At 70.4% G+C, this 25453-nt stretch carries 23 protein-coding genes; 14 read left to right on the top strand and 9 right to left on the bottom strand.

The window, feature by feature from the left end; genetic code table 11:
- Positions 1 to 29 precede the first annotated feature (29 nt).
- Positions 30 to 1955 (top strand): asparagine synthase (glutamine-hydrolyzing), encoded by a 1926-nt coding sequence (asnB, locus tag AIIKEEIJ_RS11795; RefSeq protein ID WP_161995720.1) that lies wholly within the window; start codon positions 30 to 32, stop codon positions 1953 to 1955.
- Positions 1956 to 2119: 164 nt separating this feature from the next.
- Entirely contained in the window at positions 2120 to 3433 is a 1314-nt protein-coding gene (locus tag AIIKEEIJ_RS11790) for an ISL3 family transposase (RefSeq protein WP_161995719.1), read from the top strand.
- A gap of 24 nt (positions 3434 to 3457) precedes the next feature.
- On the opposite strand, the gene AIIKEEIJ_RS11785 is transcribed toward AIIKEEIJ_RS11790, so the two are convergent.
- On the bottom strand, positions 3458 to 4429 hold the full coding sequence (locus tag AIIKEEIJ_RS11785; protein ID WP_006947778.1) for a carbohydrate kinase family protein: 972 nt from the start codon (positions 4427 to 4429) through the stop codon (positions 3458 to 3460).
- A gap of 137 nt (positions 4430 to 4566) precedes the next feature.
- The gene (locus AIIKEEIJ_RS11780) at positions 4567 to 4917 is read right to left on the bottom strand and encodes a HesB/IscA family protein (protein WP_029544238.1); all 351 of its coding nucleotides are present in this window, start codon (positions 4915 to 4917) and stop codon (positions 4567 to 4569) included.
- 145 nt (positions 4918 to 5062) lie between these two features.
- Between AIIKEEIJ_RS11780 and AIIKEEIJ_RS11775 the strand changes: the two genes are divergently transcribed.
- Complete coding sequence (locus tag AIIKEEIJ_RS11775) at positions 5063 to 5728, top strand: DUF3043 domain-containing protein (RefSeq protein WP_006947776.1); 666 nt, start codon at positions 5063 to 5065, stop codon at positions 5726 to 5728.
- 21 nt (positions 5729 to 5749) lie between these two features.
- Here the strand turns inward: AIIKEEIJ_RS11775 and AIIKEEIJ_RS11770 are convergent, their stop codons facing one another.
- Positions 5750 to 5968: a hypothetical protein gene (locus AIIKEEIJ_RS11770; protein WP_006947775.1), complete on the bottom strand. Its 219-nt coding sequence runs from the start codon at positions 5966 to 5968 to the stop codon at positions 5750 to 5752.
- Positions 5969 to 6102: 134 nt separating this feature from the next.
- On the opposite strand from AIIKEEIJ_RS11770, the gene cobT reads away from it, so the two are divergent.
- Positions 6103 to 7206 (top strand): nicotinate-nucleotide--dimethylbenzimidazole phosphoribosyltransferase, encoded by a 1104-nt coding sequence (cobT, locus tag AIIKEEIJ_RS11765; RefSeq protein WP_161995718.1) that lies wholly within the window; start codon positions 6103 to 6105, stop codon positions 7204 to 7206.
- 53 nt (positions 7207 to 7259) lie between these two features.
- Complete coding sequence (locus AIIKEEIJ_RS11760; protein WP_161995732.1) at positions 7260 to 8012, top strand: adenosylcobinamide-GDP ribazoletransferase; 753 nt, start codon at positions 7260 to 7262, stop codon at positions 8010 to 8012.
- 98 nt (positions 8013 to 8110) lie between these two features.
- Here AIIKEEIJ_RS11760 and AIIKEEIJ_RS11755 read toward each other — a convergent pair whose 3' ends face one another.
- Both AIIKEEIJ_RS11755 and gcvT read right to left on the bottom strand, forming a co-directional pair.
- Positions 8111 to 9214 (bottom strand): branched-chain amino acid aminotransferase, encoded by a 1104-nt coding sequence (locus tag AIIKEEIJ_RS11755; RefSeq protein ID WP_161995717.1) that lies wholly within the window; start codon positions 9212 to 9214, stop codon positions 8111 to 8113.
- A 33-nt stretch (positions 9215 to 9247) separates the two neighbouring features.
- Positions 9248 to 10348, bottom strand: coding sequence for a glycine cleavage system aminomethyltransferase GcvT (gcvT, locus tag AIIKEEIJ_RS11750; RefSeq protein ID WP_161995716.1), 1101 nt, complete (start codon positions 10346 to 10348; stop codon positions 9248 to 9250).
- A gap of 73 nt (positions 10349 to 10421) precedes the next feature.
- On the opposite strand from gcvT, the gene AIIKEEIJ_RS11745 reads away from it, so the two are divergent.
- From AIIKEEIJ_RS11745 to AIIKEEIJ_RS11720, 6 genes are all read left to right on the top strand, one after another.
- Positions 10422 to 11930 carry a leucyl aminopeptidase gene (locus AIIKEEIJ_RS11745; protein WP_029544245.1) on the top strand — a complete coding sequence of 503 codons (1509 nt, stop codon included), beginning with the start codon at positions 10422 to 10424 and terminating at the stop codon, positions 11928 to 11930.
- Positions 11931 to 12187: 257 nt separating this feature from the next.
- Positions 12188 to 13936, top strand: a complete 1749-nt coding sequence (sucB, locus tag AIIKEEIJ_RS11740; RefSeq protein WP_161995715.1) for a 2-oxoglutarate dehydrogenase, E2 component, dihydrolipoamide succinyltransferase — start codon at positions 12188 to 12190, stop codon at positions 13934 to 13936.
- Between the two features lie 110 nt (positions 13937 to 14046).
- A complete protein-coding gene (locus tag AIIKEEIJ_RS11735; protein WP_161995714.1) occupies positions 14047 to 14937 on the top strand; it encodes a TIGR01777 family oxidoreductase in 891 nt (296 codons plus the stop codon).
- A 46-nt stretch (positions 14938 to 14983) separates the two neighbouring features.
- Positions 14984 to 15766, top strand: coding sequence for a lipoyl(octanoyl) transferase LipB (gene lipB, locus AIIKEEIJ_RS11730; protein ID WP_006947767.1), 783 nt, complete (start codon positions 14984 to 14986; stop codon positions 15764 to 15766).
- A 68-nt stretch (positions 15767 to 15834) separates the two neighbouring features.
- The gene (gene lipA / locus AIIKEEIJ_RS11725) at positions 15835 to 16845 is read left to right on the top strand and encodes a lipoyl synthase (RefSeq protein ID WP_006947766.1); all 1011 of its coding nucleotides are present in this window, start codon (positions 15835 to 15837) and stop codon (positions 16843 to 16845) included.
- A gap of 55 nt (positions 16846 to 16900) precedes the next feature.
- Complete coding sequence (locus AIIKEEIJ_RS11720) at positions 16901 to 17641, top strand: DUF4191 domain-containing protein (RefSeq protein ID WP_029544250.1); 741 nt, start codon at positions 16901 to 16903, stop codon at positions 17639 to 17641.
- Positions 17642 to 17719: 78 nt separating this feature from the next.
- Here AIIKEEIJ_RS11720 and AIIKEEIJ_RS11715 read toward each other — a convergent pair whose 3' ends face one another.
- Positions 17720 to 18196: an RDD family protein gene (locus AIIKEEIJ_RS11715; RefSeq protein WP_029544252.1), complete on the bottom strand. Its 477-nt coding sequence runs from the start codon at positions 18194 to 18196 to the stop codon at positions 17720 to 17722.
- A 213-nt stretch (positions 18197 to 18409) separates the two neighbouring features.
- Here AIIKEEIJ_RS11715 and glnA point away from each other — a divergent pair, with 213 nt between their 5' ends.
- Positions 18410 to 19846: a type I glutamate--ammonia ligase gene (gene glnA / locus AIIKEEIJ_RS11710; protein WP_006947761.1), complete on the top strand. Its 1437-nt coding sequence runs from the start codon at positions 18410 to 18412 to the stop codon at positions 19844 to 19846.
- Between the two features lie 137 nt (positions 19847 to 19983).
- On the opposite strand, the gene AIIKEEIJ_RS11705 is transcribed toward glnA, so the two are convergent.
- Positions 19984 to 21144: a hypothetical protein gene (locus AIIKEEIJ_RS11705; RefSeq protein WP_029544255.1), complete on the bottom strand. Its 1161-nt coding sequence runs from the start codon at positions 21142 to 21144 to the stop codon at positions 19984 to 19986.
- A 13-nt stretch (positions 21145 to 21157) separates the two neighbouring features.
- A complete protein-coding gene (locus AIIKEEIJ_RS11700) occupies positions 21158 to 22084 on the bottom strand; it encodes a metal-dependent hydrolase (RefSeq protein WP_161995713.1) in 927 nt (308 codons plus the stop codon).
- 246 nt (positions 22085 to 22330) lie between these two features.
- On the opposite strand from AIIKEEIJ_RS11700, the gene AIIKEEIJ_RS11695 reads away from it, so the two are divergent.
- Positions 22331 to 22981, top strand: a complete 651-nt coding sequence (locus AIIKEEIJ_RS11695) for a TetR/AcrR family transcriptional regulator (RefSeq protein ID WP_006947757.1) — start codon at positions 22331 to 22333, stop codon at positions 22979 to 22981.
- 111 nt (positions 22982 to 23092) lie between these two features.
- Here the strand turns inward: AIIKEEIJ_RS11695 and AIIKEEIJ_RS11690 are convergent, their stop codons facing one another.
- Entirely contained in the window at positions 23093 to 24634 is a 1542-nt protein-coding gene (locus AIIKEEIJ_RS11690; RefSeq protein ID WP_006947747.1) for an amino acid permease, read from the bottom strand.
- 217 nt (positions 24635 to 24851) lie between these two features.
- Here AIIKEEIJ_RS11690 and AIIKEEIJ_RS11685 point away from each other — a divergent pair, with 217 nt between their 5' ends.
- Positions 24852 to 25361, top strand: coding sequence for an Lrp/AsnC ligand binding domain-containing protein (locus AIIKEEIJ_RS11685; protein ID WP_161995712.1), 510 nt, complete (start codon positions 24852 to 24854; stop codon positions 25359 to 25361).
- Positions 25362 to 25453 lie beyond the last annotated feature (92 nt).

Below are 25453 nucleotides of genomic sequence, written 5' to 3'. Positions count from 1 at the left end.
ATCCCAACCGGAATGAGGTATCGGACGCCGTGTGCGGACTGCTCGGGTTACTGACCACTGACGGCACCAGCGACGACGCCGTCGCCAGGGTCGACTCCGCGATGCACTGCCTGCGTCATCGCGGACCGGACGAGCACGGCACCTGGCACGACGACGACCTGGTCTACGGGTTCAACCGGCTGTCGATCATCGACATCGCGCACTCGCACCAGCCGCTGCGGTGGGGCCCGCCGGAGTCCCCGGAGCGCTACGCCCTGACCTTCAACGGTGAGATCTACAACTACGTGGAGCTGCGGGCCGAGCTGGCGGAGAAGTACGGGGCGCAGTTCGCCACTGAGGGGGACAGCGAGACCATCGTCGCCGCGTACCACTACTGGGGCACCGAGGCGGTGCGACGGCTGCGGGGCATGTTCGCGTTCGCGATCTGGGACACCGAGACGCGCGAGCTGTTCCTCGCCCGCGACCCGTTCGGCATCAAGCCGCTGTTCCTCGCCACGGGCACCGGCGGCACCGCGTTCGGCAGCGAGAAGAAGAGCCTGCTCGAGCTGGCCGATCTGATCGGGATCGGCACCGAACTCGACCCCCGCGCCGTCGAGCACTACACGGTGCTGCAGTACGTTCCCGAGCCGGAGACCCTGCACAAGGAGATCCGGCGGCTCGAGTCCGGCTGCTACGCCCGGGTGCGCCCGGGGGGCCGGCCGGAGATCACGCGCTACTTCGAGCCGACGTTCCCGGTCCGGCCCTTTGCCGCAGGCCGCGAGCGCGACCGGTACCGGGAAATCGCCGAGGCACTCGAGGACTCCGTCGCCAAGCACATGCGTGCCGACGTGACGGTCGGGTCGTTCCTGTCCGGCGGCATCGACTCCACGGCCGTCGCGGCGCTCGCGATGCGGCACAATCCGAACCTGATCACGTTCACCACCGGGTTCGAGCGCGAGGGCTACTCGGAGGTCGACGTGGCGGCCGAGTCCGCCGCCGCGATCGGCGCCCGCCACGTCGTCAAGGTCGTCTCCCCCGCCGAGTTCGCCGCGGCGATCCCCGAGATCGTGTGGTATCTGGACGACCCCGTCGCCGATCCCGCGCTGGTGCCCCTGTGGTTCGTCGCCAAGGAGGCCCGCAAGCACGTGAAGGTGGTGCTCTCCGGGGAAGGTGCCGACGAGCTGTTCGGCGGCTACACCATCTACCGCGAGCCGCTGTCGCTGAAGCCGTTCGAGTACCTGCCGAAGCCGTTGCGGCGCGCGGCCGGGAAGCTGTCCGAGCGCATCCCCGAGGGCACCCGCGGCAAGAGCCTGCTGCATCGCGGGTCGATGACCCTCGAGGAGCGGTACTACGGGAACGCCCGCAGCTTCAACGACGCGCAGCTGCGGGCGGTGCTGCGCGACTTCCGTCCGGAATGGACGCATCAGGACGTCACCGCGCCGATCTACGCCCGCTCCGCCGGCTGGGATCCCGTCGCGCGGATGCAGCACCTCGACCTGTTCACGTGGCTGCGCGGCGACATCCTCGTCAAGGCCGACAAGATGACGATGGCGAACTCGCTGGAGCTGCGGGTGCCGTTCCTGGATCCCGAGGTCTTCCGCGTCGCCTCGCAGGTGCCGCTGGATCAGAAGATCACGAAGAACACCACCAAGTACGCGCTGCGCCAGGCCCTCGAGGGTATCGTCCCGCCGCACGTGCTGCACCGCGCGAAGCTCGGCTTCCCCGTGCCGCTGCGGCACTGGCTGCGCGGCCCGGAGCTGTTCGAGTGGGCCCGCGCCGTGATCGCCGAGTCGGGCACCGAGCACCTGCTGGACAAGGCGGCCGTCGGCCGGATGCTCGACGAGCACCGCGAGGGCCGCGTCGATCACAGCCGCCGGCTGTGGACGGTGCTGGTGTTCATGATCTGGCACGGCATCTTCGTCGAGCAGCGCATCGTGCCGGACATCCAGGAGCCGGCCTACCCCGTCGAGGTGTAGGGCCGCTACGCGGCCGGTGTGTCCTTCGGGCGGTGGGAACCGCGCAAAGGAGGCTCTCCTGACGTAACCGTGGGTAGTTTGCACGGTTGACGAGAGCGCACGCCGTTGCCGCAGTAGCGTTCTGGCTTGTCTAGGGTCAGTTCGCTACAGGTGCGGAGAACGGCGTGCGCGCAGCCAGGATATGGCGTCGGGTGTTGGGTGTCGACAACACGGTCGTCGACACGGTCGGTTTCGACGAGCAGGCCGGGGCGGTGGTGGTCTCGGTGCGGCCGCAGGCCCGCGCCCGGCATCGGTGCGGGGTGTGCCGGCGGCGGTGCCCGCGCTACGACGCGGGCACCGGGCGGCGCCGGTGGCGGGCCCCGGACTGGGGTGCGGTGCCGGTGTTCGTCGAAGCCCCCGTGCCACGGGTACGGTGCGCCGAACACGCGGTGGTGGTGGCGGCGGTGCCGTGGGCCCGGCACGGCGCCGGGCACACCTACGGTTTCGATGCCACGGTGGCGTGGCTGGCCACGCAGACCTCGCAGACGGCGGTGTGCGAGTTGATGCGGATCGCCTGGCGCACGGTCGGGGTGATCGTGGCGCGGGTGTTCGCCGACGGCGACGCCGGCGCCGACCGGCTGGCCGGGGTGCGGCGGATCGGGATCGACGAGGTGTCCTACAAGAAGGGCCACAAGTACCTGACCGTGGTCGTCGACCACGACACCGGACGGTTGGTGTGGGCCGCTCCCGGTCACGGCGCTGCGGTGCTCGCCGGGTTCTTCACCGCACTCGGGCCGGATCGTTGCGCCGAGATCACGCACGTGACCTCGGACGCGGCCGGGTGGATCGCGGCGACGGTGGACCGGTGGTGCCCGGCCGCGGTGCGCTGCGCAGACCCGTTCCACATCGTGGCGTGGGCGACCGGTGCCCTCGACGTGGAGCGGCGGGCGGCGTGGAACCGGGCCCGCGGTCCCCGTCCGCCGGCCCGGCCCTGGGCCGGGGCGGGATACAAGTCGCGCACCCGCTCGGCCGGGGATCCGGCCACCGCGGCGGTGAAGAACAGCCGCTGGGCGTTGCTGAAGAATCCCGAACACCTGACCGCGGCCCAGCGTGATCAGCTGGCCTGGATCCAGGCCCACGACGCCCGGTTGTTCCGGGCCTGGCAGCTCAAGGAACAACTACGGCTGATCTTGAAGCTGCCGTCTGCGGTGGCCCCCGATGCGCTCGAGGCGTGGATCGAGGACGCCACCGCCAGTGGCCTGCCGGCGTTCGTGGGCCTGGCCCGCAGTATCACCGCCCAACGCCCGGCGATCCTGGCCACGATCGAACACCGGTTGTCGAACGGGCGGGTCGAATCGGTCAACACCAAGATCCGGCTCATCGTCCGCCGCGGCTTCGGGTTCCACACCCCCGAGGCTGTCATCGCCCTGGCGATGCTCAGCCTCGGAGGCGACCGACCCAGGCTACCCGGCAGAACAAACCCACAGATCAGTCAGTAGAGCCGCAAAGGACACACCGGCCGGTCACGGCAGGATCGCGGCGATCTCGTCCGCGGCCGTCTGCCCGTACGCGACCGCCAGCCGCTTGACCGCGTCGGGACGGTCGAAGGTCCATTCCTGGGTGCCGGTCGTCTCGAGCACGAGCACCGCGACGAGCGAGCCGAGCTGGGCGGCACGCTCGAGACTGAGGCCCGCGCGGTGTCCCAGCAGGAAGCCCGCCCGGAATGCGTCGCCGACGCCGGTGGGATCCACCTTGGCCCGCTCGGGCACGACGCCGACGTGAATCCGGTGGCCGTCCCGTTCGACGATCTCGACACCGTGGCCGCCGAGCGTGGTGACGCGCAGACCGACCATGGCGCGGATCTGCTCCTCGGTCAGGCCGGTCTTCTGCTGCAGGAGCCCCCACTCGTACTCGTTGGTGAACAGGTAGGCGGCACCGTCGATCAGCCGGGCCGCCTCGTCGCCGCTCAGACGGGCGAGCTGCTGGGACGGGTCGGCCGCGAACGGCATGCCGAGCTGTCGGCACTCGTCGGTGTGCCGGGCCATCGCCTCCGGGTCGTTCGCACCGATCAGGACCAGATCGACCCCGTGCGCCCCGGTCACGTCGGCGAGGGAGATGTCCCGGGCCTCGGACATCGCGCCGGGATAGAACGAGGCGATCTGTGCCATCGCCTCGTCGGTCGTGCACACGAAGCGCGCGGTGTGCGCGGTCTGCGACACGTGCACGGGGTCACAGTTGACGCCGTTGCCCTCGAGCCACGCACGGTACTCGGCGAAGTCGGCGCCGACCGCCCCGACGAGCACCGGCGACCCGCCGAGCACACCCATCGCGTAGGCGATGTTGCCGCCCACGCCGCCGCGACGGACCACCAGGTCGTCGACCAGGAAGCTGAGCGAGATGTGGCTGAGCTGGTCTGCGACGAGCTGCTCGGCGAAGCGTCCGGGGAAACGCATGAGGTGGTCGGTGGCGATGGAACCGGTCACGGCGATGGTCACGTGGCTGGGCCTTTCAGCGAAGGACTGGGACCGATCTCACGCTACCCGCACCCACCCGCACAGCACTGCGACCCCGACGCGAGTGCGCGTCGGGGCCGCAGTGCGGACCGCGTCCTTCGGACACGGGCGGACTTACGTCAGTTGAACGAATCGCCGCAGGCGCAGGAGCCGGTGGCGTTCGGGTTGTCGATCGTGAAGCCCTGCTTCTCGATCGTGTCGACGAAGTCGATCGACGCGCCTTCGACGTAGGGGGCGCTCATGCGGTCGACGGCGAGAATGACGCCGCCGAAGTCGCGGGTGAGGTCACCGTCGAGCGTCCGGTCGTCGAAGAACAGCTGGTAGCGAAGGCCCGCACACCCACCCGGCTGCACGGCGATGCGCAGCGAGAGGTCGTCGCGGCCCTCCTGGTCGAGCAGCGCCTTCGCCTTGGCGGAGGCGGCCTCGGTCATGGTGACGCCGTGAGTGGCGGTCTCTTCCTGCACAGTCATGGGCGCTCCCTAGTCTTTCGTGTTCCAACCCGGTTGCCTCAACGGTACCGCGCGCGCATCTATTCCTCATGCGCGCCTCGGACCGCACGCGGGCCTGACCGGGGGCGATTTTCCGGCCGGGACGGTTTTCCCATAGCCTGGAGGGGTGAAGTTGCTACGCCGCGGCGGTTCCGACGAATCCGACAACGGGGACCTCGGCGCGTCCGAGTCCGTCGCCGACCCGCAGTCCGAGGGCGGCAAGGGAACGACCGGCAAGGGTCGTCCGACCCCGAAGCGCCGAGAGGCCGAGGCCCGCCGGCGTGGTCCCGTCGCTCCGGCTCCGTTGACCGCCAAGGAAGCCCGGGCGCGCCGCAAGGCCGCCAAGCAGTCCCTCTCCAAGGAGGAGCGCAAGGCGCAGTCCGCGGAGCGCCGCGCCGCCGCCGGCGAGCGCCGCACCCGCATGCTCGCGGGCGAGGAGAAGTACCTGCTGCCGCGCGACAAGGGGCCCGTGCGGGCCTACGTGCGCGACCTGGTGGACAGCCGCCGCAACCTCGTGGGCCTGTTCATGCCCATGGCGCTGGTCCTGATCATGACGATGTTCCTCGGGCCGGTGGTCCAGCAGTACGTGACGCTCGCGATGTTCGCGATGATCGTGCTCATGGTGATCGAGGGGATCTACCTCGGCCGCCTCGTGAACAAGAAGGCCCGGGCCCGCTTCCCCGACACCACGGAGGGCGGCTTCGGCCTGGGGTGGTACGCGTTCGTGCGAGCCTCGCAGATCCGCAAGCTCCGGGCGCCGCTGCCGCGGGTTTCCCCCGGCGACGCCGTCTGACCGCGCGGGCCTGCGCACCGGTCAGTGGTGCGGTGCTCGGCGCGCATCGATCGTGCTGCGCACCCAGCCGGCCGACGGGTCGCCGCACAGGGGCGACGACGGATCGTGCGGCCGGAAGTGGTTGTGGCGCCACCAGGCCCGCGTCACCCACCGCGGGGCGGGGCGGGAACGGGCCCGCGCGAGTTCGAGGCCGGCGACGAGCGCGGCCAACACGAGGACGATCACGACGACCTGGCTCATGACGGACAGTCTGTCGCCGATGCAACGCCCGAGACAGTGGCAGCAAAGCCATCTACCGTCGATTTTCTGCCACGGCGCGGGTTGATAGCGTCCAGCGGTGGCTTCGACCTCCGCCACTTCGTGAAAGGTGCCCCGTGAGCAGCGAATCGGTCCACTCCGCCGACGTCGTCTTCCCGCCCGTCGTCGCCCCCGACCGGGAGGTCCGCCGGCGCGCCGACGCCCGGCAGCGCGATCTCACCAAGCCTGCCGGTTCCCTCGGCCGGCTGGAGGAGCTGGGGTGCTGGGTCGCGTCCTGCCAGGGGCAGGTACCGCCCCACCCGTTCACCCGTCCCCGGGTGGTGGTGTTCGCCGGCGATCACGGTGTGGCCCGCGGCGGTGTCTCGGCGTATCCCCCCGAGGTGACCGCTCAGATGGTCGCCAATTTCCTCGCCGGCGGCGCCGCGGTCAACGTTCTCGCCGCCACCGCCGGCGCCGGGGTCCGGGTGGTGGACATGGCCGTCGACGGGGACACGGATCCGGCGGTTTCCGCACACAAGGTGCGCCGGTCGAGCGGCTCCATCGACCGGGAGGACGCGCTCACCGAGGAAGAGACCCTCCAGGCGATCACCGCCGGGCGAGCCGTCGCCGACGAGGAGGTCGATGCGGGAGCCGACCTGCTCGTCGCGGGTGACATGGGGATCGGCAACACCACCCCCGCGACGGCGCTGATCGCCACGCTCACCGGCACCGAGCCCGTCGCGGCCGTGGGACGCGGCACCGGCATCGACGACGCCGCCTGGATGCGCAAGGTCGCCGCGATCCGCGACGCGATGCGCCGCGCACGGCCCCACGCCCGCAACCCGGTGGCGCTGCTGCGCACCGCGGGAGGCGCCGACCTCGCCGCGATGGCCGGGTACCTCGCGCAGGCGTCGGTACGCCGGACCCCGGTCGTGCTCGACGGGGTCGTCGTCACCGCCGCGGCGCTCGTCGCCGAGGAACTCGCCCCGGGAGCCCGGGACTGGTGGATCGCCGGGCACCGCTCCACCGAACCGGCCCACACGCTGGCCCTGCGGCACCTGAATCTGGATCCCCTCGTCGACCTGGGGATGCGTCTCGGCGAGGGCTCGGGGGCGGTCGCCGCGCTGCCGATCCTGCACGGCGCGGTGGCGGTCCTCACGAACATGGCGACGTTCGCCGAGGCCGGCGTGAGCACCCGCGACGAGGACGCCACGCCGGGCGCCGATCCGCGCGACGACTAATGCGTGGCATCGCCCTGCAGCGACTGATGCGTGGCATCGCCCTGCGGCGACCGATGCGCGGCATCGCCCTCGCCCTCTCCTGGCTCACCGTGCTGCCGGTTCAGGGACCGGGGCGCATCGATCGCGGCGCCGGGGGCGCGGCTATCGCCGCGGCGCCGGTCGCCGGCCTCGTGCTGGGTCTCGGGACCGCAGGCGTGCTGTGGGCGACGGTCGCCGCCGGCTGCACTCCCCTGCTCGCGGGCCTGATCGGGGTGGGGTTCCTGGGCCTCGCGACGCGCGGCATGCACCTCGACGGCCTGTGCGACACGGCCGACGGGCTCGGCTGCTACGGACCGCCGGAGCGGGCTCGTGAGGTGATGAAGTCGGGCGGCGCCGGACCGTTCGGGGTGGCCACCCTGGTGGTCGTGCTCGGTGCGCAGGCCGCCTCGTTCGGGGCGCTCGCCGACGCGCGATCCTGGCCCGCCGTGATCCTCGCCGTCACCGCCGGCCGGGTCGCGGTCGTCCTCGCCTGCCGACGCGGCGTGGCCGCAGCCCCGGGCAGCGGGTTCGGTGCCCTGGTGGCGGGGACACAGCCGCTCGGGGTGGGCGCGCTGTGGGCCGGCGTCGCGCTCGTCGCGGCGGCCTGGTGCGTGCCCGGCTCCTGGTGGGCCGGCCCGGTGACGGTGGCCGTGGCGCTCGGTGCTGCACTGCTACTGGTGCGGCACTGCGTCCGCCGGTTCGGCGGCCTCAACGGCGACGCGCTCGGGGCCGGCCTCGAGACGACGGTGACGATCGTGGCCGCGGCGCTGAGCGCGGCCGTCGCGTAGGCCCGGCCGAGCCGGGCTCAGTGCAGGGCCCGGCCGAGCCGGGCTCAGTGCAGGGCCCGGCCGAGCCGGGCTCAGTGCAGGGCCCGGCCGAGCCGGGCTCAACGCAGGGTGGTGAGCCAGCCGTGGGTGTCGGCGAACGTCCCCCGCTGGATGCCGGTGAGGGTGTCACGCAGGGCCATGGTGACCTTGCCGGGCTCGCCGTCGGCCACGGTGAACTCGCCGTCCCGGCTCTTGACGGTGCCGACCGGGGTGATGACCGCCGCGGTGCCGCACGCGAAGACCTCGGTGATCTCGCCGGTGGCGACCTTCGACTCCCATTCCTCCACCGAGATCTTGCGCTCCTCCACCTCGAGGCCGGCGTCCCTGGCCAGGGTGAGCAGGGAGTCGCGGGTGATGCCGGGCAGCAGTGAGCCGGACAGCTCCGGCGTCACCAGCCTCGCGTCGGCGGCCGATCCGAAGATGAAGCACAGGTTCATGCCGCCCATCTCCTCGATGTAGCGGCGCTCGACGGCGTCGAGCCACACGACCTGGTCGCAGCCCTGCTCGGTGGCCTGCGCCTGCGCCAGCAGCGACGCGGCATAGTTCCCGGAGAACTTGGCGTCGCCCGTGCCGCCCGGCGCGGCCCGCACGTACTCCTGCGAGATCCACACGCTCACCGGCTTGACGCCGCGGGGGAAGTACGCGCCGGCCGGGGAAGCGATCAGCATGTACCGGTACTGGTTCGCGGGCCGCACGCCGAGACCGGCTTCGGTGGAGAACATGAACGGCCGCAGATACAGCGACTCCTCGCCACCGGCGGCGGGCACCCATTCGTGGTCGGCCTCGACCAGCTCCGCGATCGAACGGACGAACAACTCGTCCGGCAGCTCGGCCATGGCCAGGCGCCGCGAGGACCGGCGCATCCGTTCGGCGTTGGAGTACACGCGGAAGGCCGCGATGCTGCCGTCGGGCTGCCGGTAGACCTTCAGACCCTCGAAGATCGCCTGCCCGTAGTGCAGCACCATCGCGGCCGGGTCGAGCTGCATCGGGCCGTACGGCTGGACGGTGGCGTCGTGCCAGCCGCGGCCCTCGGTGTAGTCGATCGTGACCATGTGATCGGTGAAGTACCGGCCGAACCCCGGATCCGCCAATATCTCTCCACGCCGCTCCGCGGAGGCGGGCGAGGGGTGCGGAACGTGGGCGAATTCGAGGACACCGGTCATGACCGTTGATCCTATCGAACCGCCCGCGCCGCCCTACTTGGTGTGGTCGGGGACGAACGGTGGGACGACCAACCGGGCGCGCAGGGCGCGTCCCCGGACGTCGACCGCGACCTCGTCACCGGCGGCCAGGCCCGCCGCCGTATCGAGGAGCGCCAGCGCGATACCGACCTTGAGCGTCGGGGAGAACGTGCCGGACGTGGTCTCCCCCACCGTGTTTCCGTCGCGCAGCACCTTCAGGTCCGGCCGCAGCACGCCACGGTCGAGCGCCTCCAACCCCCACAGCCGTCGCGCGGGACCGGACTCCTTCTCCGCGACGAGCGCCGCACGTCCCCGGAACGCCGGCTTGCTCCAGCCCACCGCCCAGCCGCAGCGGGCCTGCAGGGGCGAGATCGCCTCCGACAGCTCGTGCCCGTGCAGCGGGTAGCCCATCTCGGTGCGCAGAGTGTCGCGGGCCCCGAGCCCGGCAACCTGACCGCCGGCGGCACGCACGGCGTCGGCCAGCGCCCGGAACAGCGCCTCGGCGTCGGCCCAGCGCGGCACCAGTTCGAAGCCGCGCTCACCGGTGTAGCCGGTGCGGCACACGCGGACCGGCACGCCGTTCCACTGCGCGTCCACGAAGCTCATGTAGCCGAGGTCGGTGGGCAGCCCCAGCCCCTGCAGGACAGCTTCGGAGGTCGGTCCCTGCACGGCGAAGACGCCGTGGTCGCGGTGCTGGTTCGTCACCGTCACGCCCTCGGGCGCGTTCGCGGCGAGGACGGCGACGACCGTGGCGGTGTTCGCGGCGTTCGGCACGAGGAACAGCTCCTCGTCGGAGACGTAGTAGACGATCAGGTCGTCGGTGACACCCCCGGACTCGGTACAGCAGAGGGTGTACTGGGCCTTGCCCGGGCCGATCTTGCGCAGGTCGTTGGTGAGCGTCGAATTGACGTAGTCGGCCGCGCCCGGACCGGCGACGAGGGCCTTGCCCAAATGGCTGACGTCGAACAGGCCCACGTTCTCGCGCACGGCGGTGTGCTCGGCGACGGTGCCGGCGTACGAGACCGGCATCTGCCAGCCACCGAAGGCCGCGAAGGTCGCACCGAGTTCGGTGTGGACGGCGTGGATCGGGCCCTGCAGCAGTGACTGGTCGCTCATGCGCCCCACGCTATCCCACCCCCCGGGATCATTAGCATCGGTGCCACGACCCCCTTCCCCCTAGGAGACGCCCGTGAGTGCCCTTTCGCCCACCCTGCCCGAACTCGTTCTCGCCGGAAGCGTTTCCAAGCGCGCGGACGTCCTCGTCATCGGCCTGACCGCAGGCGACGACGGTCCCGAGGCCCTGCTCGGCGACGGACTGGTCGACGAGGACGTCCTCGGCGGGCTGCTCGACGCCCTGCAGTCCGTCGGCGCCAAGGGCAAGGCCGAGGAGGTCACGCGGATCCCCGCGCCCGCCGCCCTGCCGGTCACCAGCGTGCTCGCCGTCGGGCTCGGCGCCGCCGGCAAGATCGACGCCGAACAGGTGCGCCGCTCCGCCGGCGCTGCGGCGCGCGCCCTCGCCGGCGCCTCCGTGGTCGCGACGACCCTGTCCGCCGTGGATCTCGGCGCCGCCGCGGAGGGCTTCGCGCTCGGCGCGTACACGTTCACCGAGTTCCGCACCGCGAAGTCGAACTCCGGCGACGCGCAGCCCCCCGCCCGGATCGAGCTGCTCGTCGCGTCGCCGCGCGCCCGCGAGGTCAAGGCCGCGCTGGCCCGGGCGACGGCCGTCGCCGAGGCGGTCGCCACCGCCCGCGAGTTCGTCAACACCCCGCCGAGCCACCTGTTCCCGGCCGAGTTCGCCGACCGCGCGCAGGCGCTCGGCGCCGCCGCCGGGCTGCGGGTCGAGGTTCTGGACGAGAAGGCGCTCGAGCAGCAGGGCTACGGCGGCATCGTCGGGGTCGGCAAGGGGTCGTCGCGCCCGCCGCGGCTCGTGCGGCTGAGCTACTCCGCCAAGAAGCGCAAGGCCCCGAAGGTGGCGCTCGTGGGCAAGGGCATCACGTTCGACACCGGCGGCATCTCCATCAAGCCGGCCGCCGGGATGGAGAACATGACGTCCGACATGGGCGGGGCCGCGGCGGTGGTCGCGACGGTCGTGCTCGCCGCGAAGCTCGGGGTGGCGGCAGACGTGACCGCGACGGTGCCGATGGCCGAGAACATGCCGTCCGCGACGGCACAGCGTCCCGGCGACGTGCTCACCCAGTACGGCGGCACCACCGTCGAGGTGATCAACACCGACGCCGAGGGTCGTCTCATCCTTGCCGACGCCATCGTCCGTGCCTGCGAGGACGAGCCCGACTACCTGATCGACACCGCGACGCTCACGGGCGCGCAGATGGTCGCCCTGGGGACGCGGACGCCGGGCGTCATGGGCACCGACGAGTTCCGGGACCGTGTCGCACGGCTCTCGCAGGAGGTGGGCGAGAACGGGTGGGCGATGCCGCTGCCGGCCGAGCTGCGCGCGGACCTGAACTCCCGGGTGGCCGATCTGGCCAACGTCACGCCGCACCGGTGGGGCGGGATGCTCGCCGCCGGCCTGTATCTGAAGGAGTTCGTCGCCGAGGGCGTGCAGTGGGCCCACATCGACGTGGCCGGGCCGGCTTTCAACACCGGAAGCCCGTTCGGCTATGTCGGCAAGGGCGGCACCGGTGTGCCGGTGCGCACGCTGTTCGCCGTCATCGAGGACATCGCGGCCAACGGCTGATCCGTCCGGCGCGTCCCTGCCGGGCGGCAGGGACGCGCGGGCGCGCGTGACCCAACCCTCGTCGAACGCCGCGATTGGATCAGTGCAAGGATGGTCGAGGTCATACCCGGCATCGGGTGTGGTCTCAATCGAACACCGCAAGACACCGCACGAGACCGTGGCCTCGAGCACAATGGTCTGCGACCACACAATGGTCCGCGACCATCGGTCGGCACAACTCAACACACCCGAACACAACCGTCGAGGAGTCAACAGACATGGCCTTCTCCGTCCAGATGCCAGCGCTTGGTGAGAGCGTCACCGAGGGAACTGTCACGCGATGGCTCAAGCAGGAAGGAGACACGGTCGAAGTCGACGAGCCGCTGCTCGAAGTTTCCACGGACAAGGTCGACACCGAGATCCCCTCGCCCGCGGCCGGTGTGCTGGTGAAGATCGTCGCCCAAGAGGACGAGACGGTCGAGATCGGCGGCGAGCTGGCGGTGATCGGTGACTCCGCCGACGACGCGGGATCGTCCACCACCCCTTCTGCCGCCCCGACCGAGGAGGCGGCACCCGAGGAGCAGCCCACCCCCGAGCCCGAGCCGGAACCCGAGCCCGCTCCGGCTCCGTCCGGTTCCGACGCCGGCGCCGCCGAGGGCACCCCGGTCACCATGCCGGCGCTCGGCGAGTCCGTGACCGAGGGCACCGTCACCCGGTGGCTGAAGTCCGTCGGTGACGAGGTCGCGGTCGACGAACCCCTGCTCGAGGTGTCCACCGACAAGGTCGACACGGAGATCCCGTCCCCGGTTGCCGGAGTGCTCCTCGAGATCAACGCCCAGGAGGACGACACCGTCGAGGTCGGTGGGCAGCTCGCGGTGATCGGATCGGGAACCCCGGCCGCGGCACCGTCGAAGCCCGAGCCGAAGCCGGAACCGAAGCCCGAGCCGAAGGCGGAACCGAAGCCCGAGCCGGCGAAGCAGGCGGCCCCCGAGCCGGTGAAGCAGCCCGCCCCCGAGCCGGTGAAGCAGGCCGCTCCGGCCCCCGCTCCGGTCCCCGCGGCCGAGGAGACCTCGGGTGGAGCCACGCCGTACGTGACGCCCCTCGTCCGCAAGCTCGCCGCCGAGCACGGCGTCGACCTGTCGACGGTGTCCGGTACCGGTGTCGGCGGCCGCATCCGCAAGCAGGACGTGCTCGCCGCTGCCGAGGCCGCGAAGGCCCCCGCCGCCCAGGCGCCGGCGCCCGCCGCCAAGGCCCCGGCCGCCGCTCCGGCCGCGACCGCCGGTGTCCGTCCCGAGCTGGCCCACCTGCGTGGCACCACGCAGAAGGTCAACCGGATCCGCCAGATCACCGCGATCAAGACCCGCGAGTCCCTGCAGACCACCGCGCAGCTCACCCAGACCTTCGAGGTCGACGTCACCAAGATCGCGCACCTGCGGGCGCAGGCCAAGGCGACCTTCGCCGAGCGCGAGGGCGTCAACCTGACCTTCCTGCCCTTCTTCGCGAAGGCCGTCGTCGAGGCCCTCAAGGCGCACCCGAACATCAACGCCTCCTACGACGAGGACAAGAAGGAGATCACCTACCACGCGGCCGAGCACCTCGGCATCGCCGTGGACACGGAGCAGGGTCTGCTCTCCCCGGTGATCCACAACGCCGGTGACCTGTCGCTGGCCGGCCTGGCCCGCGCGATCGCGGACATCGCCAAGCGTGCCCGCAGCGGTGGCCTCAAGCCCGACGAGCTGGCCGGGGGCACCTTCACGATCACGAACATCGGCAGCCAGGGCGCCCTGTTCGACACGCCGATCCTGGTGCCGCCGCAGGCGGCGATGCTCGGCACCGGGGCGATCGTCAAGCGACCGGTGGTCGTCACCGACGAGGTGGGCAACGAGTCGATCGGTGTCCGTTCGATGTGCTACCTGCCGCTGACCTACGATCACCGGCTGGTCGACGGCGCGGACGCAGGCCGGTTCCTCACCACGATCAAGCACCGCCTCGAGGAGGCGGCGTTCGAAGCCGACCTGGGTCTGTGACCCACGGGGTGTAGCCCGGCACTCACCGGACCCGCAGCGGGGGCATCGTCACACCGACGAGGCCCCCGCTTCCGCGTCCCGATCCCCGCAGATGCGGGAGAATCTCCGGCATGCGCATCCTCGTGGCCGGCTCGTCGGGGCTGATCGGAACTGCCTCGGTCGCGTGGCTGCGGGCGCACGGCCACGAGGTGCGCCGCCTGGTGCGGCGTCCGCCGGGGGCGCCGGACGAATGGTCCTGGGACCCGCGGACGGGGCGGGTCGATCCCGCGGCGCTCGACCGCGTCGACGCCGTGGTGAACCTGTGCGGGTCGAGCGTGGGTGCGCGGCGCTGGTCGGGCGCGGTGAAGCAGGAACTGCGCGACAGCCGGATCGTCCCCACCGACGTCCTCGCCGCCGCCGTCGCGGCCGCCGGGGTGCCGACGCTGGTCAACGCGGGCGCCGTCGGCTTCTACGGGGACACCGGCGAGACGGTGGTGGACGAACGCAGCCCTGCCGGGCAGGGGTTCGTGGCCGACCTGTGCCGCGACTGGGAGGCCGCGACGGCGCCGGCGCGTGAGGCCGGGGTCCGCACGATCGTTCTCCGCACCGGGATCGTGCTCGCGCCGCACGGGGGCATCCTGCGCCGGCTCGAGCCGCTGTTCCGGCTCGGGCTCGGTTCCCGGCTCGGCGACGGCCGGCAGTACATGTCGTGGGTGGCGCTCGAGGATGCGGTGGCGGCGGTGGGCTTCGTCCTCGGTCGCGGCGACATCGCCGGACCGGTCGATGTCACCGGGCCGGCCCCCGTGACGAATGCCCGGTTCACCGAGGCGCTGGCGCACTCGGTGCACCGGCCCGCGCCGTGGACGACCCCCGGTTTCGTGGTCGCCGCGGTCGCCGGGGAAATGGCGCGCGCACTGGTGCTCACCGGGCAGCGTGCCCTGCCGGCGGTGCTCGAGTCGACGGGCTTCGAGTTCCGGTACCCGACGATCGGTGCCGCCCTGGGAAACGCGCTCGCGTCCTGAAGTCACCTCTTCGCGAGGGCTCGCCGACGGCGTAGGGTCGTGGACTATGAGCAGCGCATCCTCCTCCGCCCGTTTCGATTCCGAACCCGTCGCGGTGGCGCACCTGGGGCTGATCGGTTACCTCGAGGCGTGGGAGCGGCAACGGGAGATCGCCGCCGACCGGGCCGAGGGCCGCGGCGTCGACACCCTGCTGTTGCTCGAGCATCCGCCCGTGTACACCGCCGGTAAGCGCACCGCCCCCGAGGATCGCCCCACCGACGGCACCCCGGTGATCGACGTCGACCGCGGGGGCAAGATCACCTGGCACGGTCCCGGCCAGCTGGTGGGCTACCCGATCATCCGGCTCGGCGAACCCATCGACGTCGTCGGCTACGTGCGGCGTCTCGAGCAGGCCCTGATCGAGGTCTGCACCGACCTCGGGCTCACGTGCGGCCGCGTGGACGGTCGCTCGGGCGTGTGGCTGCCGGCCGAGCTGCGCGACGGGCACTGGCTGCCCGAGCGCAAGATCGCCGCCATCGGGGTGCGGGTGCAGCGCGGGGTGACGATGCACGGGTTCTCCCTCAACTGCGACGCCACCCTCGACGCGTTCGACTCGATCGTCCCGTGCGGCATCCGCGACGCGGGTGTCACCTCGCTCACGGGTGAGCTCGGACGAGACGTCACCGTCGCCGAGGTGATGCCGGCGGTGACGGCGGCGGTGATCGACGCTCTCGACGGCCGCCTGCCGGTGACGGACCACGACATCGAGCGGGTGACGTTCGAACAGGCCGTCGGTGCCGAGCCGCCGCAGACCCCGCGGCCGGAGTTCACCACGGTGCGGTACGGCTGATCGCCGCCCGCCACGGCCGCGCCCCCAGGGTGGGTCCGGCCGGTACCGGCGGGCGTAGGATCGAGCCCGTGACTGTGGCCCCAGAAGGACGCAAACTGCTGCGGATCGAGACCCGAAACGCGCAGACGCCGATCGAACGCAAGCCGAACTGGATCAAGACCCGGGCGAAGATGGGCCCGGAGTACACCGAGCTGAAGGGACTGGTGCGGCGCGAGGGCCTGCACACGGTCTGCGAGGAAGCCGGTTGTCCCAACATCTACGAATGCTGGGAGGACCGGGAGGCGACGTTCCTCATCGGCGGCGAGCAGTGCACCCGTCGATGCGATTTCTGCCAGATCGACACCGGTAAGCCCGCCGAGCTCGACCGCGACGAGCCGCGCCGCGTCGCCGAGTCGGTGCAGGCGATGGGTCTGCGGTACTCAACGATCACCGGTGTCGCCCGCGACGATCTGCCCGACGGCGGCGCGTGGCTGTACGCCGAGACCGTGCGGCAGATCCACGAGCTCAACCCGGGCACCGGCGTCGAGAACCTCATCCCCGACTTCAACGGCAAGCCCGAACTGCTCACCGAGGTCTTCGAGTCGCGTCCCGAGGTCCTCGCGCACAACGTCGAGACCGTCCCCCGGATCTTCAAGCGCATCCGCCCGGCGTTCCGCTACCAGCGGTCGCTGGACGTGATCACCGCGGCCCGCGAGTTCGGCCTGGTGACCAAGTCCAACCTGATCCTCGGCATGGGTGAGACACCGGAGGAGGTCACCGAGGCGCTGCACGACCTGCACGCCGCCGGCTGCGACATCGTCACCATCACCCAGTACCTGCGTCCGTCGCCGCGGCACCATCCCGTCGAGCGGTGGGTCAAGCCCGAGGAGTTCGTCGCGCACTCGGAGACCGCCGAGGAGATCGGCTTCGCGGGCGTGATGGCCGGGCCGCTGGTCCGGTCCTCGTACCGCGCGGGCCGCCTGTACGCGCAGGCCATGGCACACCACGGTCGCGAATTGCCCGCCGCCCAGGCGCACCTGGCCGAGGGGGGCACAGCGGCCCAGGAAGCCAGCTCCGTGCTCGCTCGCCTCACGCCGTAGCCGTACCGGACCCGCGGTGGTGAAGGGGTCACCGCGGGGAAAGTATCCTGGGTGCATGGCGAAAGGCAGCAAACCCGACAAGGAAGCGAAGGCCGCGGCGAAGGCCGCGCGCAAGCAGGCGTCGAAGGAGCGGCGAACCCAGCTCTGGCAGGCGTTCCAGCTGCAGCGCAAGGAAGACAAGCTGCTGCTGCCGTGGATGATCGGCGCGATCGTCGTCTCCACCCTGGTGTTCTTCCTGATCGGGCTGATCTTCGGTATCGAGTGGTTCCTCCTGCCGGTCGGCCTGCTCGTGGGGGTGCTGCTCGCGTTCGTCATCTTCGGTCGCCGGGTGCAGAAAACGGTCTACGGCAAGGCCGAGGGCCAGGCCGGCGCGGCGGCGTGGGCGCTGGACAACCTGCAGGGCTCCTGGCGCGTCACGCACGCGGTGGCCGGCACCGCGCAGCTCGACGCCGTGCACCGCGTCATCGGCCGCCCGGGCGTGATCCTGGTGGCCGAGGGATCGCCGCAGCGCGTGAAAGCGCTTCTCGCACAGGAGAAGAAGCGGGTGGCGCGCCTCGTCGGCGACACCCCGATCTACGACGTCGTGGTCGGCAACGACGAGGGCCAGGTCCCGCTGTCGCAGCTGCAGAAGCACCTGTCCAAGCTGCCGCGCAACATCGACACCAAGCGGATGGACGCGATCGAGGGCCGGCTGGCCGCCCTGAGCACCAAGAAGACCGGCGCCGCGCTCCCGAAGGGTCCGATGCCGGCCGGCGCGAAGATGCGCAGCGTCCAGCGCACCATGCGCCGCCGCTGAGCCCCGCTCCGACGACGGGAGCCTGCACCCGGATCGACCCGGTGCAGGCTCCCGTTCCGCGTTTCGGGGGCGGGTGCGTCAGCGGGACCGTACGAGGGCCGTGCCGGTCGCCCGGTCCTGCAGGCCGCGGCCGTCGACGTCGGTGACGATCGCCGGCGCGATGAACACGAGCAGCAGCTGCCGCGCCAGGGCGCGAACCGGCCCCACTCGTGCGGGCGCGTCGACCCGGGCGACCTGGAGGCCGACCAGATACTGCCCCGGGGTGAACGAGAACAACGTCACCGTGAGCACCCCCACCACGAACCACACCAGCAGGGTGTAGGTGGACAGCTGAGGGTTCTCGAAGGGACGTTCGCCGACGATCGCGGTGGCGATACCGACGGAGGTGAACCAGTCGATCGCCAGAGCGCTCGCCCGCCGGCCGGTGCCCGCGAGCGCGCCCGGCCCCTCCTGGGGCAGGCCGAGCAACTGCCCGCGGTAGTCCTGGGCCTTTTCCTGCCCCTTGGGGATCGCCGCAGCGGGTCCGGAGAGCCAGCTGCCGGTCATACGTGCCATGCTGTCCAGGATAGGGTGCAACGAGCGGACCGGCCCGACCCCACGTGCACGCCGGTGACTTCTACCACAAAAGTAGTCCTCACGACACCGGAAGACGAGCTGTAACATCGGTGAAACATGGGATTGATGGTCGGGCAACACCAGCTCAATACGGTCTGTATCCGACGCAGACGCCCCATCCCCATGGCGCGCATTGACTGAAGGAGCACAAGCGTGGCGTTCACCTCGGCCGAAGAGGTCATCAAGTACATCGAGGACGAAAACGTCGAGTACGTCGATATCCGATTCAGCGACCTCCCCGGCGTTCAGCAGCACTTCTCGATTCCCGCGAGCGCGTTCACCAAGGACGTGTTCGAGGACGGCTTGGCGTTCGACGGCTCGTCCGTTCGCGGCTTCCAGTCCATCCACGAGTCGGACATGATGCTGCTGCCCGACGTCACCACCGCGCGCATCGATCCCTTCCGGGCCGCCAAGACGCTGAACATCAACTTCTTCGTCCACGACCCGTTCACTCGCGAGTCCTACAGCCGGGACCCGCGCAATGTCGCCCGCAAGGCCGAGGAGTACCTCGTCAGCACCGGCATCGCCGACACCGCGTTCTTCGGTGCCGAGGCCGAGTTCTACATCTTCGACTCGATCCGCTACGACTCGCAGATGAACGGCGCGTTCTACGAGATCGACTCGGTCTCCGGTTCGTGGAACACCGGCGTCGAGCTCAACGCCGACGGCAGCCCCAACCTCGGCTACAAGGTCCGCCCGAAGGGCGGCTACTTCCCCGTCGCACCGTACGACCACTACGTGGACCTGCGCGACGAGATCTCCACCAACCTGCAGAACGCCGGCTTCGAACTCGAGCGCGGCCACCACGAGGTCGGCACCGCCGGTCAGGCCGAGATCAACTACAAGTTCAACACGCTGCTCGGTGCGGCCGACGATCTGCAGCTGTTCAAGTACATCGTCAAGAACACCGCCTGGAAGCACGGCAAGTCCGTGACCTTCATGCCGAAGCCGCTGTTCGGTGACAACGGTTCGGGCATGCACGTGCACCAGTCGCTGTGGAAGGAAGGCAAGCCGCTCTTCCACGACGAGTCCGGCTACGCGGGCCTGTCCGACCTGGCGCGCTGGTACATCGGCGGCATCCTGCACCACGCGCCGTCGCTGCTCGCGTTCACCAACCCGACGATCAACTCGTACCACCGTCTGGTGCCGGGCTACGAGGCTCCGATCAACCTGGTCTACAGCCAGCGCAACCGCTCCGCCGCCGTGCGCATCCCGATCACCGGCAACAACCCGAAGGCCAAGCGCCTCGAGTTCCGCGCCCCGGACTCCTCGGGCAACCCGTACCTCTCGTTCGCCGCGCAGATGCTCGCGGGTCTCGACGGCATCAAGAACAAGATCGAGCCGATGGCCCCGGTCGACAAGGACCTCTACGAGCTCCCGCCGGAGGAGGCCAAGAACATCCCGCAGGCTCCCACCAGCCTCGAATCGGTCATCGACAACCTCGAGCGCGACCACGAGTACCTGACCGAGGGCGGCGTGTTCACCAGCGACCTGATCGAGACCTGGATCTCGATCAAGCGGGAGCAGGAGATCGCTCCGGTCAACCTGCGGCCGCACCCCTACGAGTTCCAGCTGTACTACGACTGCTGAGCCGGTTCCGCACGTAGTTCGTCACGAGTCCACCCGCCTTGCGATTCCGCAAGGCGGGTGGACTCGTGTCTGCGGCCTCGTCGGCCGGAGAGCGCGACCTCCCCGCCGCCGGCCGCGCTCGGCGTGCGCCGAATCTGCTATCCGGCGTGCGCCGCGTCCCGCTCGTGCGCGGGCGATCTGTCGCCCGGTTCACCCCCTCGGCGGTGTGCGGTGAACGTGGCGGCGACGCACAGCAGTGCGACGACGAAACACGCCAGCGTGTACCACAGGTTTCCCACCGGATCTCCGGTGCTCGTCACGCCGTCGACGGCACGGAGGAAGTCGGGCAATGCGGTCGCCCAGAGGAACGCCATGACGCACAGGTACACCACGCTGTAGGCCTGGACGAAGCGGTTCGTGTAGGGAGGAACGTCCGGCTCGCCCCGCCGCAGCCGCACCCATCGGCGCACGAGCACCACGCTCGCGACGAGTGTGACGACGACCAGTTCCACCGCGTACAGCACTCCCCGGACCGTCGTGCTTCCCATGCCCAGGACCGTCGCCGGGAGCGGGAGGACGAACGTGCCCAGCGACGCCAGCAGGCCGATCACGACCGTGCGCCACACCAGCTCGAGACCGGAGAAGTGCCGGCCGCGGTCGACGTGGCGACCGACGAAGAACTGCACGCACAACGCGAGCGACATCGGCCAGAGCGCGGCGAACACCACCACACTCGGGAGCGGGACCGCATCGAACATGGGCTGGTTGACCGGATTCGTCACCGACCAGTGCCACCATCGCAACTGCGGTCCGAGGTGGTCGAAGATCTCGTAGAACGCGTGGTGAACGAAGCCCACGCAGACCGCACCGACGAGAACCCCGTAGCGCCGGAAAACGCCCAGCATTCTGACGATCTCGAAGGCCAGCGTGGCCATCAGCGGGTAGATCGCGACGATGTACAGCGGGAGCCGGCCCCACAGGAACTCCACCGTGAACACGTTGTGGGCGAACATCGTGTCCACGTGCTCCTCGATGCCGAATGCGGCGGGGAAGTACAGCGGTGGCTCGATGAGGAACAGGTAGGCGGTGGCGCCGAACCAGAGCACCAGGTTGGTGGGATCGCCGTGGCGACGCAAGCGCACGACGGCGAGCACGAGCGCGAGCACGGCACCGAACACGACGGTGACCTCGAGAACCGGAAGGGTCCAGTTCTCCAGGGCCGACGGGTTGCGGACCTCGACGAGGCCACCGGCCTCCTCGCACGAGAAGCCCAGGGACGTGGCGAGTTCGGCGAAGGTGGGTGAACACAGGTCGGTCATCGCTCCGGCCCCCCTACGATGCGCCCGCGTCGGCGGTGTACCAGCGCGTGACGTCGTAGCCGTCCTCGTAGCGCCGGAACCACACGTCCGCGAGTGCCGGCAGCTTCTCGTGGGCCGGGTTGTGCTTCGGCAACTGGCTCCGGACGACTCCCGCCAGGGCGACGAGTTGCTCACCGAGCGGCAGATCGTCGAACGCGCGCGGCAGGGGGCCGTGGTCCTCCGCGTGCAGCAGCGGCAACCACGTGCGCAGGCGCTGCTTGCGCCGGTAGGACGCGAACATCGACAGAGCGTCGATCCTCCGGTCCGCCAAGGGAACATGCTCGTTGAAGCCCTCGCAGGCCAGCCGGATGACCTTCAGCACATGACGGAAGACCGAGGGGGCCACGCGCATCCGGTAGATGTCGGAGCCGACGACGGAGTCGAAGACGACGAGCGCCGAACTCCGATGTTCGACCTCCTCGACGAAGTGCCAGATGAACAGCGACGCCACCCGGTCGTCTCCGGGCCGGAACAGGGCCGCCTCGTTGTCGAGCATCAGCTTGAACACCGGAGTGAAGGTCGCTTCGAGATCCGCGGTGTAGGCGAGCCGGTAGTTCAGCGAGGTCTCCGCGGTGAGCCGGTCGAACTCTCCGATGACGTCGTCGAGAGTCTCCCGGAGCCCCGGGTACCGCTTGATCAGGGCCTTGACGTGTTGGCGGTGCGCGGTCGAGTGCTGCCCCTCCTGACGCATGAACGCGTCCGCCTCCGCGGCGACCTCGGGGTCGGTGATCAGCGGCTTGGTCTGGAGAATCATCTTCACGATCATCTTCTCGAAGCCGATCGCCAGGAACGAGACCGCGTTGGCCATGCTCGAGAAGGCCGGATTCGCGTCGTTCCACAGGAAGGGCACGTCGTAGTCCTCGAACGCGAAGTTCATCTTTCGGATCTGCAGATCGGTCACGCGCTACCCCTCGTCGTCCGGAAATGGGCTGGGCCGGGGCCCCGCCGAGGCCCCGCGCCGCGGTGCCGTGATCATACATAGATCGACCCACACGTATGATGAGAACGTGTTATCGAATTGGCGGACGGCCCCGCGGGCGGCGGGCCACCCCGTGCTACCGTCGGTCGTTCGAGCGGACGGCCGACAGGCCCCACCATGCGGAGGGCCCGTCGTTCCGGATGCGGTGCGATCCGAGGAAGCGGAGCAGTGGCACGGAGACGCGGGTGGGGCGGCAGCCCACCGGAGAACGACGACGAAGCGTCCCGCCGGATCGTCTCCGCTGCAGTCGATCTGATCGGGCGTACGGGTTCCGTCATCAGCATCGCCGATGTCGCGGAGTCGCTGGGCGTCATCCGCCAGACGGTGTACCGCTACTTCCCCAGCGCGGATGCACTGATGCGGGCCGCGGCGATCGCATCGGTCGACGGATTCCTCGCTCGACTGACCCGGCACATCCGCGGCATCGAGGATCCCGTCGACGCGATGACCGAAGGCGTGGTCTACACCCTGGCCGAGGTACGCCGGACGCCGCATCTGGGCATCCTGCTCACGGGCACGTACTCGAACGTCCATCCCGACGGCCTCACCTCCGAAGAGGCACGCGAGTTCGGGATGACGATGATCAAGCGTTTCGACGTCGACTGGGAGCGCTACGGGTACGACGACGCGGCACTCCACGAACTCGTCGAATACGTGCTGCGCACGATGCAGTCGTTCTTCGTCTCCCCCGGCAACCCCCCGCGGAGCGACGACGAGCTGCGGCGCTATCTCCGACGCTGGATGGGCGCCGCGATCCTCGCCCAGTGCCCGACCGCGGCACGCGCCTCCTCCGGCGGCGTCCGAGACGACAGCGCGTGACGGGAACCGGCCCGGACCGGCGATCCCGGTGCGCCCGCCGGTGCCGATCGCACGCCGTCGCACGGCCGCGGCCCCGGAGCGGTCGCTCCGGGGCCGCGGCCGATCGCCGCGCTAGACCGGCTCGGGCTCGCGGACGACCTGCGGCGTCTCCGCCCGCTCGGCCGCCTCGGCCCGCAGCCGCTGCCCGAGCACCGACTTGCGCCGACCGTAGACGAAGTAGATCACCACGCCCAGGGCCATCCAGGCCACGAACCGCATCCACGTCTCGACGGACAGGTTGAGCATCAGCCAGCCGCACGCGAGGACCGCGAGGATCGGCACCAGCGGCACGAGCGGCACCCGGAACCCGCGCGGCAGGTCGGGGCGGGTCCGGCGGAGCACCATCACGCCGATGCACACCAGCACGAAGGCGAACAGCGTGCCGATGTTGACCATCTCCTCGAGCACACCCATCGGGAACACCGCGGCGAGGACGGCGACGATGCCGCCGACCAGCAGGGTGATGCGTACCGGGGTGCCCTTACGGCCCGTCGTGGCCAGCTGCCGCGGCATCAGCCCGTCCCGGGACATCGCGAACAGCACGCGGGTCTGGCCGAGCATCATCACCATCACGACCGTGGTGAGGCCGGCGAGGCCGCCGACGTTGATCGCCATCTGCGCCCACGTGATGCCGTGTGCCTCGAACGCGGTGGCCAGCGTGGCGCTGCCGTCGCCGACGAGCGCGCTGCCCGTCCGCAGGTCGGTGTACTTCACCATGCCGGTCAGCACCAGCGTGACGCCCACGTAGAGGACCGTGACGATGGCGAGCGAGGCGAAGATGCCGCGCGGCAGCGCCTTCTGCGGGTTCTTCGTCTCCTCCGCGGTGGTGGCGACCACGTCGAATCCGATGAATGCGAAGAACACCAGGCTCGCGGCGGCGAGCAGGCCGTACCATCCGTAGCTGCTGCCGTCGGCTCCGGTGAGCGCCGAGAACAGCGACTGGTGCACGCCGCTCGCGGTGCTCTGCGCCCCCTCGGCCGGCGGGATGTAGGGCGAGTAGTTGCTCTTGTCGATGTAGAAGACGCCGACCACGATGACCAGCAGGACGACCGCAACCTTGATGGCGGTGACGACGGCCGACACCCGCGAGGACACCTTGGTGCCGACGACGAGCACGACCGTGATCGCGCCGACGATGAGCAGCGCCCCCCAGTCGACCGCAAGCGGCCCGAGATGCATCGTGGTGTGCCCGCTGCCGCCGAGCATGCCACCGAGGTACAGCGACCAGCCCTTGGCGACGACGGCGGAGGCGAGCGCGAACTCGAGGATCAGGTCCCAGCCGATGATCCAGGCGACGAACTCACCGAAGGTGGCGTACGAGAAGGTGTAGGCGCTGCCGGCGACGGGGACGGTCGACGCGAATTCGGCGTAACACAGGGCAGCGAGACCACACGTGATCGCGGCGAGCACGAATGCCAGCGAGATCGACGGGCCGGCGACGTTGCCCGCGGTGCGTGCGGTGAGGGTGAAGATGCCGGCGCCGATCACCACGGCGACGCCGAACACGGTCAGGTCTTTGGCGGTCAGCTCTCTTCGCAGCCGCGAACAGGGTTCGTCGGTGTCCGCGATCGACTGTTCGACGGATTTGGTGCGCCAGATGCCGACTCCGGGCATGGTGTGCTCCTCGGGATGGGATTGTGGGCCCGCCGGACCTCGTGGGCGACCGGGGGCGTGACACTCGCAGGCGACGCATTGTGGTGCCGCAGAGCGGGATTGCGTGAGCAATTCAGTGCAGCAATCATGGCACTGTCACAATTCGTGTCAATATCTTCCGCACCAGCTATTCACAATGCTCAAATGTGATGCGCATCACAAAGGAAAGGGTGTCACCGTGCTCAGTTTCGATCGGCTCGACGCGGCTCTTCTCGCCGAGCTCACCCACAACCCGCGGGCCGGCATCGTCGATCTGGCAGCGAAGCTCGGCGTCGCGCGCAACACCGTCCAGTCGCGGATCCGGAAGCTCGAGGAGTCCGGCGCCGTGACGGGATACCGGCCGGTGGTGGATCTGCCGAAGCTCGGCCTGCCGCTGCAGGCGTTCATCGGCGCAGAACTGGTGCAGGCCCGGATGGGTCACGTCATCGCGGAGCTCGAGCGGTTCCCCGAGGTGCTCGAGGTGCACGCGACGACGGGCCGGGAGGACCTGCTGATCCGGATGGCGGCGCAGTCGCAGGAGGATCTGCTCCTGCAGCTCGAACGAATCCATGCGATCGAGGGCGTCGCGCACACCACGACCACGCTGGCGCTGACGACGCCGGTGGCGTACCGGACGCAGCCCCTGCTCGAACACCTCACCCGCGACTCCGGGCACGGGCGCTCCGCGCCGGTGAGCGACCGGCACTGAGGGACCGGCGTTGAGGGACCGGCGTTGAGGGACCGGTGTTGAGGGACATCGGTCTCCGGGTACGCGAGAAGGGGGAGGCACCGCGGTGCCTC

Source organism: Rhodococcus sp. YH1 (assembly GCF_009939605.1).
Classification (GTDB): Bacteria; Actinomycetota; Actinomycetes; order Mycobacteriales; family Mycobacteriaceae; genus Rhodococcus; species Rhodococcus aetherivorans.
Note: the sequence above shows the minus strand (reverse complement) of the source record. Positions and strands in the feature narration are given on the sequence as shown.

Bases quoted from the DNA above. Each gene is read 5' to 3' on its own strand.
- AIIKEEIJ_RS11780 (WP_029544238.1), bottom strand. From the start codon at position 4,917: ATGACTGTGCAGGAAGAGACCGCCACTCACGGCGTCACCATGACCGAG.
- AIIKEEIJ_RS11770 (WP_006947775.1), bottom strand. From the start codon at position 5,968: ATGAGCCAGGTCGTCGTGATCGTCCTCGTGTTGGCCGCGCTCGTCGCC.
- AIIKEEIJ_RS11760 (WP_161995732.1), top strand. From the start codon at position 7,260: ATGCGCGGCATCGCCCTCGCCCTCTCCTGGCTCACCGTGCTGCCGGTT.
- AIIKEEIJ_RS11755 (WP_161995717.1), bottom strand. From the start codon at position 9,214: ATGACCGGTGTCCTCGAATTCGCCCACGTTCCGCACCCCTCGCCCGCC.
- gcvT (WP_161995716.1), bottom strand. From the start codon at position 10,348: ATGAGCGACCAGTCACTGCTGCAGGGCCCGATCCACGCCGTCCACACC.
- sucB (WP_161995715.1), top strand. From the start codon at position 12,188: ATGGCCTTCTCCGTCCAGATGCCAGCGCTTGGTGAGAGCGTCACCGAG.
- AIIKEEIJ_RS11735 (WP_161995714.1), top strand. From the start codon at position 14,047: ATGCGCATCCTCGTGGCCGGCTCGTCGGGGCTGATCGGAACTGCCTCG.
- lipB (WP_006947767.1), top strand. From the start codon at position 14,984: ATGAGCAGCGCATCCTCCTCCGCCCGTTTCGATTCCGAACCCGTCGCG.
- AIIKEEIJ_RS11720 (WP_029544250.1), top strand. From the start codon at position 16,901: ATGGCGAAAGGCAGCAAACCCGACAAGGAAGCGAAGGCCGCGGCGAAG.
- AIIKEEIJ_RS11715 (WP_029544252.1), bottom strand. From the start codon at position 18,196: ATGGCACGTATGACCGGCAGCTGGCTCTCCGGACCCGCTGCGGCGATC.
- AIIKEEIJ_RS11705 (WP_029544255.1), bottom strand. From the start codon at position 21,144: ATGACCGACCTGTGTTCACCCACCTTCGCCGAACTCGCCACGTCCCTG.
- AIIKEEIJ_RS11690 (WP_006947747.1), bottom strand. From the start codon at position 24,634: ATGCCCGGAGTCGGCATCTGGCGCACCAAATCCGTCGAACAGTCGATC.